Origin of the sequence: Nostoc sp., from assembly GCF_036917515.1 — a bacterium.
Taxonomy (GTDB): Bacteria; Cyanobacteriota; Cyanobacteriia; order Cyanobacteriales; family Nostocaceae; genus Nostoc.
In genome coordinates this window covers 14,902-31,698 of sequence record NZ_JBALDE010000237.1, presented here as the reverse complement: position 1 = coordinate 31,698, position 16,797 = coordinate 14,902, and the positions used below count along the sequence as shown (strand labels likewise).

At 43.2% G+C, this 16,797-nt stretch carries 11 protein-coding genes; all 11 read left to right on the top strand.

Going from position 1 to position 16,797, the window contains the following annotated elements; translation table 11 throughout:
• Positions 1-186 precede the first annotated feature (186 nt).
• The 11 genes from V7K89_RS36195 to V7K89_RS30885 all read left to right on the top strand — a co-directional run bounded on the left by V7K89_RS36195 (position 187) and on the right by V7K89_RS30885 (position 16,796).
• Positions 187-492: a PLDc N-terminal domain-containing protein gene (locus tag V7K89_RS36195; protein WP_442941810.1), complete on the top strand. Its 306-nt coding sequence runs from the start codon at positions 187-189 to the stop codon at positions 490-492.
• A gap of 470 nt (positions 493-962) precedes the next feature.
• Entirely contained in the window at positions 963-1,169 is a 207-nt protein-coding gene (locus V7K89_RS30930) for a hypothetical protein (RefSeq protein ID WP_335194186.1), read from the top strand.
• 483 nt (positions 1,170-1,652) lie between these two features.
• Complete coding sequence (locus V7K89_RS30925) at positions 1,653-3,362, top strand: Nif11-like leader peptide family RiPP precursor (protein WP_335194184.1); 1,710 nt, start codon at positions 1,653-1,655, stop codon at positions 3,360-3,362.
• A gap of 75 nt (positions 3,363-3,437) precedes the next feature.
• Positions 3,438-4,250, top strand: coding sequence for a MinD/ParA family ATP-binding protein (locus tag V7K89_RS30920; RefSeq protein ID WP_335194182.1), 813 nt, complete (start codon positions 3,438-3,440; stop codon positions 4,248-4,250).
• Positions 4,247-5,461, top strand: a complete 1,215-nt coding sequence (locus V7K89_RS30915) for a DUF7005 family protein (RefSeq protein ID WP_335194180.1) — start codon at positions 4,247-4,249, stop codon at positions 5,459-5,461. The genes V7K89_RS30920 and V7K89_RS30915 overlap by 4 nt, the downstream gene beginning before the upstream one ends.
• Positions 5,462-5,464: 3 nt before the next feature.
• Positions 5,465-6,547, top strand: coding sequence for a cyclic nucleotide-binding domain-containing protein (locus tag V7K89_RS30910; RefSeq protein WP_335194178.1), 1,083 nt, complete (start codon positions 5,465-5,467; stop codon positions 6,545-6,547).
• Positions 6,548-7,416: 869 nt separating this feature from the next.
• The gene (locus tag V7K89_RS30905) at positions 7,417-7,713 is read left to right on the top strand and encodes an NHLP leader peptide family RiPP precursor (protein WP_335194176.1); all 297 of its coding nucleotides are present in this window, start codon (positions 7,417-7,419) and stop codon (positions 7,711-7,713) included.
• A 225-nt stretch (positions 7,714-7,938) separates the two neighbouring features.
• Positions 7,939-11,238, top strand: a complete 3,300-nt coding sequence (locus V7K89_RS30900) for a type 2 lanthipeptide synthetase LanM family protein (protein ID WP_335194174.1) — start codon at positions 7,939-7,941, stop codon at positions 11,236-11,238.
• Between the two features lie 61 nt (positions 11,239-11,299).
• On the top strand, positions 11,300-12,799 hold the full coding sequence (locus tag V7K89_RS30895; protein WP_335194172.1) for a radical SAM family RiPP maturation amino acid epimerase: 1,500 nt from the start codon (positions 11,300-11,302) through the stop codon (positions 12,797-12,799).
• A 294-nt stretch (positions 12,800-13,093) separates the two neighbouring features.
• Complete coding sequence (locus V7K89_RS30890) at positions 13,094-14,539, top strand: NHLP bacteriocin system secretion protein (protein WP_335194170.1); 1,446 nt, start codon at positions 13,094-13,096, stop codon at positions 14,537-14,539.
• Positions 14,526-16,796, top strand: coding sequence for an NHLP family bacteriocin export ABC transporter peptidase/permease/ATPase subunit (locus V7K89_RS30885; protein WP_335194168.1), 2,271 nt, complete (start codon positions 14,526-14,528; stop codon positions 16,794-16,796). The genes V7K89_RS30890 and V7K89_RS30885 overlap by 14 nt, the downstream gene beginning before the upstream one ends.
• Position 16,797: the final 1 nt, after the last annotated feature.

Genomic DNA, 16,797 nt, shown 5'->3' with positions numbered 1-16,797 from the left:
AGCTTTACCTTTTATATCCGCTTGCTTCAGAAACAGCGATCGCAGCAGTCACACAAAAGAGCCACCGAAGGAAAAGCAACTGAACCCAATACCGCTAATAGTAAGCTTACAATCGCTAAGATACTGGGAAAACAACTGTTACCTATTGGTTAAGTTAAGACAAAAACTGATTTTTGATAATTAAAAATGATGAATAAACTGCAAAAAAATACACTTGTTTACGGAGTTTTGGCAATTATTAGCTTTGTTTTTTTCAGCTTTATACTGAGTAACATTTTAAAACTTTCGGCGTTCTACATTATATTATTTACATTTTTGATTGTGGGATTACTATTTTGGTTATGGGTACTCATCGACTGTATTACTAAAGAACCTAAAGATGGAAATAACAGACTTGTTTGGATCCTTGTGATTCTTTTAACAAACAGTATTGGAGCTATAATTTATTTCTTTGTGAGACGACCACAACGGATAAAAGAAGTAGAAAGATAATTCCTGGCTGAAATTTTCCCAGAGGGAATTTGGCTAAAATACCCATATTAGAGGATTTGAGCTTGATGCAAGATATAAGATGAAGTAACTAGCGCTTTGGATAGGTAAAACGAGGAATATCTGTATCAGCAGTTGTATTTAACCTGATCGGGTAACAAAAATAGTTAAGATCCTGACAGAATAAACCTCATAGCCCTCAATCCTCGTAGATAATACTTTTGCTTATACAAAACAAAAAAACAGTTAGTTCCAGACAAAGATTCTGTAACAAAAAAATAGTTAGTCCCACAAAAATATTCTGCATTGTTTCCAGCTATTGTATTTATTAAGCTATTAAATATAAATCTCCACTTCCAGTTTTGTTCAAGGGAAGGTTGATGAATTTAATCAGAGCAAAAGTGATTAATAAGCTTTAGCCATCTCTAGTATTTTGATGAAGTAAACCCAAAAAGCCAAAAGAGAAACATATCATGACAAACAATCCAATTGAACCCCAAAAGAAAATCGATTCCCAACAGCAATCTACTGAGTTATCAGATGAACAGCTTACTTCGGTTTCCGGTGGTATAGAACTAGGCAAAGTAGTAGACGCTGCTAAGGACTTTGTTACCGACGTTTACAAAGAGGGCAAAGATTTAGTTTCTGATATAGGAGAAAAACTTGATAAACATTTATAAACTTATCTAATTAAATGTCTTAAAACTCGATGTCTGAATCTTCATAAACCTGATTGTGAAATAAGGCAGAATAACTTTCAGACATCTTGATTTTGAGGAAAGTTTTTACCAAACTCAAGTTGAGTTAATGGTAATTGGTAACTCAAGCTTCTCTTCTATTGAATGTAGCGATCGTATCCAGTGGTCAGATAGCTGACAGGATGAACCTAAATCTGCTTACGCCCTAGCAAGAGGTGTAATATGAGCCAAACAATTAATTCCCCTACTTTAGAGAAAGAATTGCTTCCCAACAAAGGAACCGACAATTTTGAGTCTTTGAACAGTGTTTTGGATGCTTAGTCTCCTATCTTACCACGTTCTGGTTGGCAAAATCAGCGAGCCTTTTTAAAGGTTCTTGTTAAGGCGAAGCAGTCCCTGGACATGGCAGAGATTACTGCTACTCTCTGGGATTGAGGCAACTCATTTAATAGCCTCTTAAAATGTATGTCTGTTGAAAGCGCACGAGCCTTTTACAAGCGGATAGCCACGGATGAAGTGTTGCAAAAGCAACTGCAAAATGCTGTCAGTGATCAGCAACGCTTAGAAATCGTACTAACTGCTGGCTATAGTTTTACACTGCCAGAATGGAAAACTGCTTTAGCTAAAATCTCAAAGTCAGGTGATAGTATCAGTGATGCAGAGCTAGATGCGATCGCAGGCGGGCTAAAGGTTGTTCCTTACCAGCCTCCCACCACAGTCTGGTCAGGTTTAAAGCAAATCGGCTTTGGTAAACTCTTGCGTCGGTTATTTAACCCCTCTACCTGGTCTATCAGAACGAAACTCTCGGTAGCGCTGCTTGCAGTTGCCCTCATACCGATGAGCTTTACCACCTATCACAACCTCCAAGAGAGCCTCAAAAGTGCAGAGGAGAGCGAATACCGCAAACTGGAACTCTTAGCCACCAGTAACGCTAGTCGCCTTGACCAGCTAATTATCGACATCCAGCGTGTTGCTGTCCAAGTCAGTACTGACAAGGATGTAATGGGTTTTCTGGCTGCTACTAATCCTCAGAAGCAAGCAGCCTTCCGCACCTCGATGCAACGAACGCTAGATAACGTCTTTCGCTCCAACCCCGACTATGATGTTGTCTACATCATAGATACAAAGGGGCGCTGCCTTGCTGCCACCGACCCCACATTCATTGCTCAAAATTACGCTTTTCGTGAATACTTCCGCTTTGGCATTCAAGGTCGTCCTTACGTCTCTGGCATTATACTGGGTACAACAAGTGGACGACCAGGTATCTACTTCTCCAACCCTGTACGGTCTGAGGGCGGCAAGATTGTAGGTGTAGCGGTCTTAAAAATCAAGGGAGAAGACATCTGGGCGATTGTAAATGCGTTGCAGGCTGGTTCTCAAAGCTATGCTTTCTTAGTTGACGAGCATGGGGTGATCATTAGCCACCCTGATAAATCGCTACTTTATCATAGCCTAGTCCGCTTGCCACCTAATAAACAACAGCAGAGCCAAACTGACAGGCTTGATGGTGTCGATCAAATCAAAAGCTTGAACATTCCAGAGTTAGCAGCAGCGATCGTCGGAGCTAAACAGACAAGTCACACCACCTATTATTCCCCACTTGAGCAAACGCAGCAAATGATCGGCTTTGCCCCTTTAAAAGAGCAACCTTGGGTGTTAGGGGTGAACAAAGCTAATGCACAATTTGATGCTCCCTTAAATGAACTCATTTGGCAGAACAGCCGCAGCTTACTAGCAGTAGGAGCGATCGCAGCAATCATTGCCTTGATTTTGGCGCAAAGTATCGCTCAACCGATTCGTGCTCTGACAAAAGCAGCACAATCCCTAGTAGAACAGGATGATTTTGATAATCATCAGTTAGCTAAGGTTTCTTATGCAAATGATGATATTGGTCAACTGGTGCGTGTTTTCCTGCAAATGGCTCAAAAAGTGAAAGCACGAGAGCAAAAGCTCAAACAGCAAGTGATGGAATTAAACGTTGAAATTGACGAAGCGAAAAAGGCACGTCAGGTAGCTGATATCACACAGACAGATTACTTCCAGCAACTGCAACAAAAAGCGCAAAAAATTAAAGCACGAACGGTCAAAGATGATAATACAGAAACTGATTACTTCCAGCAATTACACCAAAAAGCACAAAATCTTAAAGGTCGCGTTGTAAAAGTAGCTGATTGAAGAAAAGCACAATGGTTGAATAAATCCGTAAATAGCAACTATATCAAAGTTCTGACGTAGCTGGGGTATGACATTATGTCCAAAATTGTATCTATTCACTCGTTTCGTGGTGGTACGGGCAAATCAAATTTAACTGCAAACTTAGCCGCTACTATTGCACGTCAAGGAAAACGTGTAGGTATTATTGACACCGATATTCAGTCACCAGGGATTCATATTATTTTCGGTCTAGACGAGGAAAAAATGAACCGCTCCCTCAATGACTACTTGTGGGGACGCTGTATGATTAAAGATGCTGCCTACGATGTCAGTCATACTTTAAATGCTGATGACGAGACATCTGTAACTAATGGCAGGCTCTACCTGATTCCTTCCAGTATTAAGGCAGGGGAAATTTCCCGCATCTTGCGCGAGGGTTATGACGTAGGCAAACTCAACGACGGCTTTGAAGATTTAATCCGCTATCTGAACCTAGACTATTTGTTGATTGATACTCACCCTGGACTAAATGAAGAAACCTTACTGGCGATCGCGATCTCTGATATCTTAGTCGTTATCCTGCGTCCAGACCGCCAAGACTTCCAGGGTACAGCGGTAACGGTGGAGGTGGCGAAAAAATTAAAAGTGGACAAAATGCTGCTGGTAATTAATAAGGTGCTACCCGCAATGAATTTCAACACTCTGCGAGAACAAATGGAGACAATCTACAACACTCCAGTGGCTGGTATTGTACCTCTTTCTGAAGAGATAATTCAGCTAGCCAGCAGTGGTTTGTTTTGCCTGCGTTACGCTGACTATCCGTTTAGCCAGACGGTGCAAGAAATTGCTCAGCAGATTGTGGATCAGGTTGAGTTAAAGAAGGTATTAGTAGGAGGCGATCGCTTTTGAGCAATCAACACCAACTTCGTGCTAGTGTACTTGCTTCCTATGGTGCTACTGCCTTGGAGACAGAGGAATTACTTGCCTACAATCAAAACATCTTTGATCACAGCTTTTTAACACTCAGCGCCAAGTTTCCGCTTGCACCTGAAGCTCATCTACCCGCCTGGGAAGAATACGCTGCTACAGCCAAAGAGGTAGGAGTCTTTCAAACTTTATCAAGCAAGTTGGTACAGTTACAGTTCCCCATACTCGAAGGCATCAGCCAAACAGAGGCATACCGCTTTGCTACTCGTAAGGGTGTTTCAGTGGATGGTATGGTCGAGGCGACTGGTTTGATTTTGCAGCAACCCCAACAACTTCAGTTGATCCTACATCAAAGCTTGGCTGGAGTCATCCCAGTTTTGCTCACCAAAAACCGAGAAGATTTTGTTTCTTTGGTACAGGCAATAACAATGCGGAATGAACCCAAAGCAGTACCTGCTTCTATGGGAGCTTGCATGGTTACTGGTTTCAACAACTGGGATCGAATTCGCCAGTATCGCCAACAATGGTCAGCTAAAAATTTTGGTAACTGCTCCGAAAGTAGTTGGTTAGAGGAATTTGGGCGACTAATCCCGCAAAAGCAGCTCTATCAAGATCGGTTGATTATTTTGAGTGACGGTTTCTATAGCAATGTTTCAGCCAGCGACATCGGACTTTCGGAAGTAGAATGGCGGCGTATCTCCCTGACCATTCGGCTGGAACATGAATGTACTCACTACTTCACACAGCGCTTATTTGGTTCTATGCGAAATAATCTGCTCGACGAACTGATTGCCGACTACAGAGGCATTGTGGCGGCTATAGGACACTATCGGGCTGATTGGTTTTTACGCTTTCTGGGGCTGGAGTCGTTTCCAGATTACCGAGAAGGAGGCAGATTGCAAAATTACCGAGGTCAACCGCCGCTTTCAGAGGACGCATTTAAGATATTGCAAGCATTGGTGAAGTCTGCTGCTGAGAATTTGGAGGACTTTGACGCTGAACATGGAGGCGAGTTAAGAACTCTCAATAGTCAACCGATTATGTTAATAGCTTTGACTTATTTGACATTAGAGGAATTGGCTGACTCTGAGGCGCATTCATATATCCAAAAAATTCTAGACCAATTGCCGACAACTCTCAAGGAGGCAAAGGGGCAAGCGGAGCATCCAAAAACTGAACCAAAATTGATATGAGTTATGACAGAAGTTCTACTTAAAGAGTTGAGTAATAGCGACATCAACTGGATGATTGCTACAGGTCATCAAAAGGAGATACCCGCTGGCACTATCCTTGTGCAGCAAGGAAAAGCTCTCGATACGCTACATATCATACTAGATGGAACATTCACAATTGCTGTTTTGCAAGGTGTAAACAATCCTCTCGATCAAGCTTTTGCAGCTATGGAGAATAGTGAAACATTAGGACGAGAGATTGCTAGCTTATCAAGCGGTGAGATAGTAGGAGAAATCCCCTTTATTAATGTCCGCCCAGCTCCTACCAGTGTTAAAGCAGCTGAAAAGTCGGTGGTAATATCGATTTCTCGGCAGCAATTGACCGCAAAATTGCAGCAGGATGTCGGTTTTGCTTGCCGTTTTTATCGAGCGATCGCTATTTTACTTGCAAATAGAATCACTCAACTTGGTGATAGCAAACTTGTTAAGAGCAAGACGCTCAGAGATATGCTGTTTGTTTTAGGACAATTGCATGATAGTGACATCGATTGGATGATTGCTACAGGTATTAGCCAAAAAATTACCGCTAACACAGTACTTATCCGGGAGGGAGGGCCTGTAGATGCGCTGTATATCCTACTGGATGGAACAATGACAGTTTCTGTTTCTGAGGATGAACGCAATCCTTTAACTCGCGCCTTTGCAGTTTTAGAGGGTGACGAAACTATAAGCCGAGAGATAGCGAGATTATCAAAGGGCGAAATCATGGGAGAAACAGCTTTCATTGATACCCGTTTGCCTTTTGCAACTGTCAGGGCTACTGGAGACTCGCTTGTGTTGTCAATTCCTCGACAACAATTAGCAGCAAAATTACAGCAGGATATAGGTTTTGCGTCTCGATTTTATCGGGTGATTGCTACCCTGCTTGCAAATCGCCTAGAGGAAATGTTCAATCGGCTTGGTTATAGCAGACGCATTTATAGCAAAGGTCAGCCACTGAATGAAAATGTTGAATATGAGGATGAATTGGATTCTCATGTTTTAGATAATATGTCACTGGCTGGAACAAGATTTGATTGGATGTTGAGCCGTTTGAAAGAAAGTTGAATACAACCTGCCCACCATCTTTAAGCTGTTTTGCTTGTTTGAGCAGAAGAATAGGAAATCAGATTGTGACTGCTTCACCTTCCATATTCACTTGCAACATTTATGTTGTGATATCTAAAATTGTAACCATATTTTGGTTACATAAGTTCTAGAATTGTGAAAAAAGTTTAATGACTGTAGTAGTGGGCGAAAATGGCAGTTATTCATGCCGCCAGTTTCACCAAAGTTGAACAAATCCTTAAGCCTGAAAAATCGAATTCAGTTCGACACAAAGCAAAACGAAAAAAATCATAGTCTTAGCGAAAAATTGTGGATTGTTTTCAAAAGTCACTTGGCGGTTTAATTGTAGCAGGATGTTGATTTGCTTCGCTATTTTATCAAGCGATCGCCATTCTGCTTTCAAACAGAATCACTCAACTTCGTCATCGCAAACTTTTTAAGAGCAAGATGCTCAAAGACATGCTGTTTGTTTTGGTAAAATTGAATAATAGTGACATCGATTGGCAAAACGGTATTAGCTTGAAGTTCAGGCAATTAAGCTACAGAAAACAATTTTAGCACTAATCATCATTTTAAAAATTTGTAATTTACCACATAATTCTGCATTGTTTACTAAATTACATGCTGTTAAATTAGTAAGTTTAACAGTGTTTGCAACTTCAGAGCGTTGTTAGATACTACGCTCAATTTTATTTTTGTTAAGCAATTTGGTGTAACTCAACCCCATTAATATTTATCTAAAAAATTGTGAGTTGATCCCAAAAAATATACATTGTTATCAAATAATTCAAACTATAAATTAATAAATGTAGACGCTAATTGCGGCTATATAAAATTCAGAAAATAGCAGATTTTTAGGAGATATAATCATGTCAGATCGCAAACAAACTGAAGCCAAAATCGCTACTAAATCTCTAGAAAATCCAGAGTATCGTAAACAGCTAATCGCCAATCCCAAAGCTGTGCTGTCTCAAGAGTTAGGACAGCAGATTCCAAACAACATCACCGTTGAAGTATTGGAGGAAACTGACAAAAAAATCTACCTGGTACTCCCTCCAGCAGTAGTAGACGAAGAATTGTCCGAAAAGCAATTGGAGGCTGTAGCTGGTGGCTGCTGGGTTTTAGTTAGTCAAAGTGACGATTGTTGGGTTGGGGTTACTGGATAATAATAGTGACAATGCGGTTACAGGGGAAACTTTGTTAGGCTTGAAATCCTAAGAAGACAGCCTTCCTAACAGCCGCGAGGAGGAAGCTTTGTACCGATGAATAATTCATACTCGGAGTAAGCTTCCTCTTGAGCAAAAGATTTCCAAGTACCTACTATAAACCCAGACACAGTTCTCACCATTGTCTGCGGTAGATTGTTTACGTAAGAGGAACCGACAAGCAAGATGCAATTTTCTCAAAAAGATTTAATTAAAATAGTTGAAAAAGCTAGTACAATTAACGAGCGTCTTGACTCTAGTTTTATTTTTAATGAAGTAGCAGAAAACAAAAAAATAGTAAACGCCAGACTCGAAAGGTGGTGTCAGGTTGCCACTGAAGGTGACTGGGAAAAATTTAAGCAGCGTCTTGCCCTAGATAATTTAGATTTAAACATAGCACGCCGCGCTGTTGGCTCTGTCAGCTTTAGCGACGAGCAAAATCTCCCCGCTTGGATAGAAACTTTAAAGGAAGGTATAAAAGCCACGACACTGGTTTCTAAAGAAAGCATAAAAAAAGGTCTCATAGCAGAAGAAAACCGATTTTTAAACCCTCTAGAACCTTTTCCTTTTGAAGAAATCTGGCTGCCATTTATCTATATAGCGAGAAATAAATTAACCGCTCAAACAGATACTAACTACTTAATGCTTGCGGCAGAAGCTCACGCTACCTTAGAGCGTACTCTTTTAGAGTCGCTGACAACCTTGAGTGTGCAAGCCTTGGCAACAAGGTTCAAGGTGTTTCAATACCAGAAACAACCCGCTTTTATTCGCACTCTAGGGAAAATTACTACCACTCGTTCCAATGAGCAGTACAAACTGTTTATCGAGGAGATGCTGAACGGAGGACTGCTGTCCTTTTTTCAGGACTACCCTGTGTTGGCGCGTTTGGTGGCAACGATCACCGATTTTTGGGTTGATGCTACAGGTGAATTTCTTGGACGATTAGCATCAGACTGGTTAGAAATTCAGCAAATCTTTTCAGCAGAGGCCGAACTAGGTCAGATAGTTGCGGTTAAAACTAGTCTCTCTGATCAGCATCGACAGGGACGTTCTGCGATCGCCCTCCAGTTTGCCTCTGGTTTGAAACTGGTTTACAAACCCAAGGATTTAGGTATAGAACAAGCCTATAATCAGTTACTAGCCTGGTTAAATGACCGTGGCGCACCTCTTTCCTTCAAGTTACTCACAGCAATCAATCACTCAACTTATGGTTGGGTTGAGTATGTGGAACACTTGCCTTGTAAAGATCAAGCAGAGGCGAGTCGCTACTATCAGCGAAGTGGGATGTTTCTGTGCCTAGCTTATGTTCTTAAAGGAACTGACTTTATTGACGACAATATAATTGCTTGCAGAGAACACCCCGTCCCAATAGATATGGAGATGCTGTTGAATCATCGCATCTGTGGAAAAATTGGTGATGAGGATGCTTATTCTTTGGCATATGAGCAGTTACATAGCTCTGTGTTGGATACTGCTTTTCTGCCAAGATGGCTGTTAGTTTCGACAGGACAGTGTATCGATACCTCTGGTTTGGGGGGAGGTAGGCAACAGCAGACACCGTTGAAAGTGCTGAAATGGCAGAATATTAACACAGACAATATGGCGCTGCGTTATGAATATGACCGAAGGCGAGCGCGTGCGAACGTGCCATTTCTGGATGGTGTCAATCTCTCGCCAAACGACTATCTCGAAGAGGTGGTTGATGGATTTCGGCAAATGTATCAGTTCCTTATGGAACATCAAAGTACCGTCCTCGGGGCAGATGGTCCTTTAGCTACTCTAGCTCATCAGCAGGTTCGCTTTCCCTTTCGGGAAACTAAAATTTATTCCTTACTTCTTGAAGCATCCCTGAAGCTCGAAATGCTACGAGATGGTGCTGATAGAAGTATTCAGCTTGATTTTTTGAGCCGAGAACAATTTTGGAACGACAACCTCAAAGGACTCTACTCAAATTCCAAGCAGGACTTGTGGCAACTTATAAAGGCAGAACAGGAGGCGTTGGAGCAACTAGATATTCCGCTATTTACCACTAGTGCCAACAGTGATACTGTAACAATCGCTCCCAACCAAACGATTGAGAAATGCTTTGCCAAACCCAGTATTCACCTGGTAATTGCTCATTTCCAACAACTTAGTAAGGAGGATTTAGAGCAACAGATTAATTTCATTCGGGGTTCACTGTATGCTCATAGCGCTACTCAGTTTGACGGTTCATTGCTAGCTGAAAATTTGGCTCTCAGTATCGAAGATGTGCCTCCCCTAACCCAAAAAGAGCTAGTGCTGCAGGCGGTGGCGATCGCCACCAATCTGCAAAAACTGGCGATCCGCTCGCCCAATGGCAGCGCCACCTGGATTGCTTTGGGTTACATCATAGAGGTTGAACGGTTCCAACTTCAGCCACTGGGTTATAACCTGTATGACGGCAGTTGTGGCATCGCTTTGTTCTTGGCAGCGTTAGCTAAGGTACAAGGCGACCCTGAATATCGGGATCTGGCTTTGGCGGCTTTGCAATCCCTGCGTCAGTATTTACAGAGTCGTGAATCAAGTCAAGCAATTGCTAAACAGATTGGCATTGGTGGCGCTGTGGGGTGTGGCTCTCTCGTCTATGCCTTGGCACGAATCAGTCAATTTCTAGATGAACCTGCTCTAATGAATGATGCCGCGAAAGCTGCTGCCCTCCTGACATCTGAGCGGCTTACCACCGATCGCAACTATGACGTAATTTCAGGTGCTGCTGGTGCGATCTTGGGATTGCTGGCCTTGTATCGAATGACTGGGGAGCCTGAAGTCTTGGAGCAGGCAATACTAGGTGGGCATCATTTACTGGATTGCCGTGTGGCAAGTGATTCCGGCTTCAAAGCCTGGAAAACCTTGAGTGGAAAGCTACTGACAGGTTTTTCCCACGGTGCAGCTGGCATTGCCTACGCCTTACTACGGTTGTATGAATCTAGCGGGGATGCTTGTTTTCTGGAAGCTGCCACCGAAGCGATCGCCTATGAACGCAGCGTTTTTTCCCCAGAAGCAGGCAACTGGCCAGACTTGAGAAACTCAGTCAGCCGTGGGGGCAAACCCAACTTCACAAGTAGTTGGTGTCATGGTGCCCTAGGCATTGGCATTGCCCGCTTAGGGAGTTTAGGAATTCTAGATACCCCTGAAGTCCGGCAGGACATAGAAACTGCCTTAAAGACCACGCAACAGGTTAGTTGGCAAGGGGTAGACCACTGTTGCTGCGGCAATTCCGGCAGAATAGACCTGCTTTTAACGGCAGGAAACTACTTATCGCGACCTGAGTTAATCGCAGATGCTCAAAAACAGGCGGCTTGGATGGTGACTAGAGCCATACAAACAGGTTTTTTCAGATTCAATGACAAAGTTCAGGGAGATACATACAGCCCTGGTTTTTATATCGGGACAACTGGCATTGGCTACGAACTACTACGTTTAGCTCATCCCAACTTACTGCCGTCAGTGCTGCTGTGGGAGTGAAGCCTAGCACCAAAGTATTTATTGAGTATTAGTTCAGCAAAATTTTAATTGAGGTTGTAACATGACTAAACAAATTTTAGAGTTAGCTTTAAAAAAGACCCGACCAGATAAAAGTCTTGAGCAAGAAATCTTCAGTAAGTGGATGGTACTCAGTGAAGAAGAGTTGAAAAGTCTCAGTCAAATCAAGCGATTTAAAGAAAGATATGAAGCCGACCCAGATTTTAGAAAAAATATCACTATCGAACCGGAAAAAACTCTTGCTCGGTACAACCTGAAAATAGATCCGGAAGCAATCAGATGGCTGTTGGACAAAGAATTCGTTGAGAGTCAACAAGTTGAAGGCAAGCCATTTCCTTTGTCTATCCAACATTACTTAGATTACAACAATGCCGTCACTAAGTGGATGCGTCGGTGGCGCGATACAACTCCTGATATAACTTTTGAAAGCGATCCGAGATTTCGTGTCTGGCGAGAACGACAGATGGCTCGTAATGACAGTGAAATTTCCAAGTCAGGTAACGCTAAAATTGTCCATGCTCCCGTTTGTTTTGAACTTAGCAAAGGATGTTCTGTAGGATGCTGGTTCTGCGGGATATCGGCACCACGTTTGGGCGATATCTTCTATTACAGTGCCGAAAATGCCAAGCTATGGCAAGAAGTGCTGGAGTTGATGAAAGAGATTGTTGGTGCAGCAGCAGGGTCGGGATTTTGTTACTGGGCTACTGATCCATTTGACAATCCAGACTATGAAAAATTTGTCAGCGACTTTCACGAAATTTTGGGAGTTTTTCCGCAAACGACAACTGCTCAATCGATGAAAAATCCGGCACGCACGCGTTCGCTGCTGAAACTTTCAGCAACAAAAGGTTTCACCCATCACCGATTCTCGATTCTCTCCCTCAAAATTTTAGATAGCCTGTACGAAGAATTTACTCCTGAAGAGCTAGTTCATGTGGGACTAGTCATGCAAAATAAAGAGTCTCTCATGAATAAAGCCTTGGCAGGGCGAGCCTTGGAGAAGAAACAAAGAAAGGCACATGAGACAAATCAAGAAGCGGATGATGAGTTAGCACAACCAACTATTGCTTGTGTAACAGGATTTTTCTTCAACATGGTTGAGCGCAGCGTTAAATTGATTAGCCCTTGTAAGGCTTCAAAGCGATGGCCTAATGGTTATAAAGTTTACGATGAAGGAACTTTTGCAGATATCAATGACCTCAAGGTTCTACTGGAAAGGATGATTACCAATCATATGCCTTTGTCAGTCAGAGAAAGCGATCGCATCCGTTTTCGACGCGATCTGATACACGAGAACCTCATTGATGGTTTTAAACTTTCTACTCGGTTCTTAACGCTTAAGTTCCGTCACCGTCCCTTGATAAAGGAGCTAGGAGAGGTCATCCTCAAGAGTAATAAAACTGCACAAGAGATTGCTATTTTGTTTGAGAGTTTAGGTGTCTCTACGGCTGATACTTTCTACTCTTTAAATTTGATGTTTCAACGAGGAGTTTTAGATGACGACCCGCCACAACTAAGCCAATTTCAAAGCGAAAAGCCATGATTGATGTGGGTATGTTAATACCGATGCTTTCCGTTGCAACAAGCGTGAGCGACGCACCATTCTAGAAACATCGGGGTTTTCTACGGTTTCTACAAAGTAGTTATACAGCATATTTCATCTGAAGTAGGTACATAAGGGCGGGCAGGATGCCCACCCCACAAAATTTATCATTTTAAGATATGTACTTCATTTACTTGCAAAGTGCTGTAAATTCCTGTTTAAAGAACTTGCTATGTCTAACAGCTACAGAAAAAGGGAGATTTTTCAGTACAAGTGATTGTCGAGGCATCCTAAATGGTCGAGCAGAAGCAAAATTTATTCCGAAAAGAGTCATTAGAGCGTTTATCTTCACCTGAAAGACTAGACCAATTAATGCAGGTGGTTAGCCCTAAAAGCTGGCTACCTTTAACCACCATGGGTTCCTTGGTAATAGTTGCCTTGGTCTGGAGTATCTATGGACGTATTCCGATTACCGTGGAGGGTCAAGGGGTACTGATTTATCCACGTAACGTTATGCCACTGCAATCGAAAAGTGCAGGACAGTTACTTGCTTTGAATTTTAATGTTGGGGATGTGGTCAAGAAGGGAGACGTACTGGCAACGGTTGACCAAGTTGACCTGCGTAAGCAATTACAACTAGCAGGCGCTAAACTAGTCCAACTAGAGGGACAGGATCGTAACGCCAGCTTGTTACAAGGGCAGCGTCAGCAGCTTGACACAAAGGCAATCCAAGAGCAACGCTTATCTCTTCAGCAAAGACTAAAAATTGTGCAGGATTTGACACCTGTGTTGAGGGAGAAAGGGCTTGTGTCAATAGAGCGCGATCGCCTAAATTTACAGCGACGCTTACAAACACTCCAAGGGCTACTTCCTACTCATAAAAAGAGACTAGAAAACCGCCAGAAGCTATTAAAAGAGGGGGCAATTCCTGATGATGTGGTGTTAGAAGCGCGGCAACAATACGACAATGCGCGTGCAAGCATTGATGAAGCTGAATCTCAGCTGAAGCAACTAGACCTTAAAGAAGCAGATGCACAACAACAATATCTCTCAAACCTGAATGAAATCAAAAACATCCAAGCCCAGTTGCAAGAACAAAATAGTAAAGCAGCCACTTTAGCTCAAGAAGACCTGCAAACTGTAACTACCCGCAAAAACGAGATTCAAGAAGTCAAGCGAGAGATTGCCAAACTCGAACAACAACTAGGCAATAACAGCCAGATTATCTCTCAACACTCAGGACGTATTCTAGAAATCACTGTTAGTCCTGGACAAGTTATTGATGCTGGAACCCGTTTAGGGAGTATAGATGCGGAAACTTCATCTAACAAAATGGTTGGCATCACCTATTTTCCGGTTGGAGAGGGCAAGAAAATTCAACCAGGTATGACGCTGCAAATTACACCGCAAACCGTGAAACGGGAACGCTTTGGGGGTATTGTCGGTAAGATTACCACTGTTTCACCATTTCCCATTACCAGAGAAGCAGCCGCTAGTGTAGTGGGCAATCCCGAAGTGGTGACAGGTCTGATAGGTGAGAAGCAAGAGGCTGTTATTCAAGTATTTGCTGACTTGCAGCCAGATTCTACCACTTTTAGCGGCTACAAGTGGTCTTCTTCTGATGGCCCGCAGCTGAAAATCTCTTCTGGAACAACTACATCTGTGCGAGTCAAGGTGGAAGAGCGATCGCCGATTACATTTGTTTTACCTATTCTGAGGTCTGTCAGTGGTATCTACTAATCCTTCATTAGTGGCACCGATTAATCCTTTACAGTATCTGCAAAACCTGCTGAAAAATCCAGGCAAGCGGGTAAAGACACCCACGCTTTTGCAAATGGAGGCAGTGGAATGTGGTGCCGCTGCTCTGGGAATTATTTTGGGTTACTATGGTCGGATTGTGCCTCTACCAGAACTGCGTCAAGAGTGCGGAGTTTCCCGCGATGGTAGCAAAGCTTCTAATGTCCTCAAAGCTGCTAGAAGCTATGGACTCCAAGCAAAAGGCTTTAAAAAGGAACTGGATCAACTTTCAGACTTAAGCCCTCCCTATATTGTGTTCTGGAACTTCAACCACTTCCTGGTAGCAGAGGGATTTAGTTCTAGTTGGGTCTATCTTAATGACCCAGCCAGTGGGCCACGAAAGATATCCCGACAGGAATTTGACGAGGGGTATACCGGAGTGGTGCTGGTCATGGAACCAGGGCCGGAGTTCACCAAAGGGGGTCGTAAACCCAGCCTAATTCTATCACTGTGGTCACGGTTACAGGGCGCTATTGGTGTATTAATTTACTGTTTGGTTGCAGGATTTTTGTTAACACTAGTCGGGCTGGCAGTACCAGTATTTAGTCAAGTGTTTGTAGACGAAATCCTAGTGCAAGGACAGCAGCACTGGTTGCGTCCGTTGTTGCTAGCAATGGCGATCGCAGTAGTCCTCCAAGGAGTATTGACCCTGCTGCGGTTGCGATATCTGCGCCGCTTGAAAGTCAAGCTGTCTGTGGGAATGTCCAGCCGTTTTCTGTGGCACATCCTGCGCTTACCTGTTAGCTTCTACGCCCAACGGTTTGCAGGTGAAATTAGTAATCGCACCAGTCTCAACGACCAAGTTGCTGATGTGCTTTCGGGGCGATTGGCGACTACAGTCATTGATGTGGTGATGGTAATTTTTTACGCCTTAGTCATGCTCCAATATGACTGGGTATTGACTTTATTAGTAGCTAGTTTTGCTGCTGTAAATGTCTTAACTTTGCAGTGGATCTCCCGTCAGCGCGTCGATGCTAATCAGCGATTAATCCAAGAGTATGGTAAAGCTGCGGGTGCGTCGATAGCCGCTCTCCAAAGTATAGAAACTCTCAAAGCATCAGGGTTGGAATCAGATTTCTTTTCGCGGTGGTCAGGGTACTACACCAAGGCGATCAATTCCCAGCAAGAACTGGGGATAACAAACCAAACTTTCTCAATATTACCTACACTTTTGTCTTCACTCTCATCAATGGCTTTATTAGTTGTAGGTGGTTTACGAGTAATAGATGGACACCTCAGCATCGGAATGCTCATCGCCTTTCAAGGACTAATGCAGAGTTTTCTGCTGCCTGTTAGCAATCTTGTCAACTTCGGCAGTACTCTCCAAGAAATGGAGGGCAATTTGATTCGCCTAGACGATGTGTTGGACAACCCTATTGATGAGGTAGGGGAACAGGAGAGTGGGGGAGCGCTTGTGCAGGGGAGCGCTTGTGCAGAGGAAGTAAATCCTCCCTCATCTTTTCTGTCCAGATTACAAGGATACGTCGAGCTGGAGAATGTAACATTTGGCTATAGCCGCTTAGATCCGCCTTTGATTGAAAACTTTAACCTTTCGGTCAAGCCTGGACAGCGAGTAGCTTTAGTAGGCGGGAGTGGCTCTGGCAAATCTACCATAGCCAAACTAGTAAGCGGACTCTATGAACCTTGCGAGGGAGAAATTCGCTTTGATGGAATACCTAGAAAGCAGATTCCGCAATCAGTACTAACTAACTCCATCGCTTTGGTGGAGCAGGATATTTTAATGTTTGGCGGAACTGTTAGGGAAAATTTGACTTTATGGGATACCACAGTACCAGACAAAAATCTAGTACGGGCTAGTAAAGATGCTGCCATTGATGATGTAATTTTCTCTATGTCTGGCGGATTTGATGCAGAACTGATTGAAGGAGCCGCCAATTTAAGTGGAGGTCAACGACAGCGACTAGAAATAGCCCGCGCTTTGGTAAACAATCCCTCAATCCTGATTATGGATGAAGCTACCAGCGCCCTGGATTCTGAGACGGAAAAAGTTATTGACCAGAATCTGCGGCGACGTGGCTGTACTTGCCTGATTGTTGCACACCGATTAAGCACGATCCGTGACTGTGATCAAATCATCGTCCTTGAATGTGGAAAGGTAGTGCAACGAGGTACTCATGAGGAATTGTGGCAAGTAGAGGGGGTGTACTCACGGTTGATCAGCAGTGAAGGGGAAGCTTAAT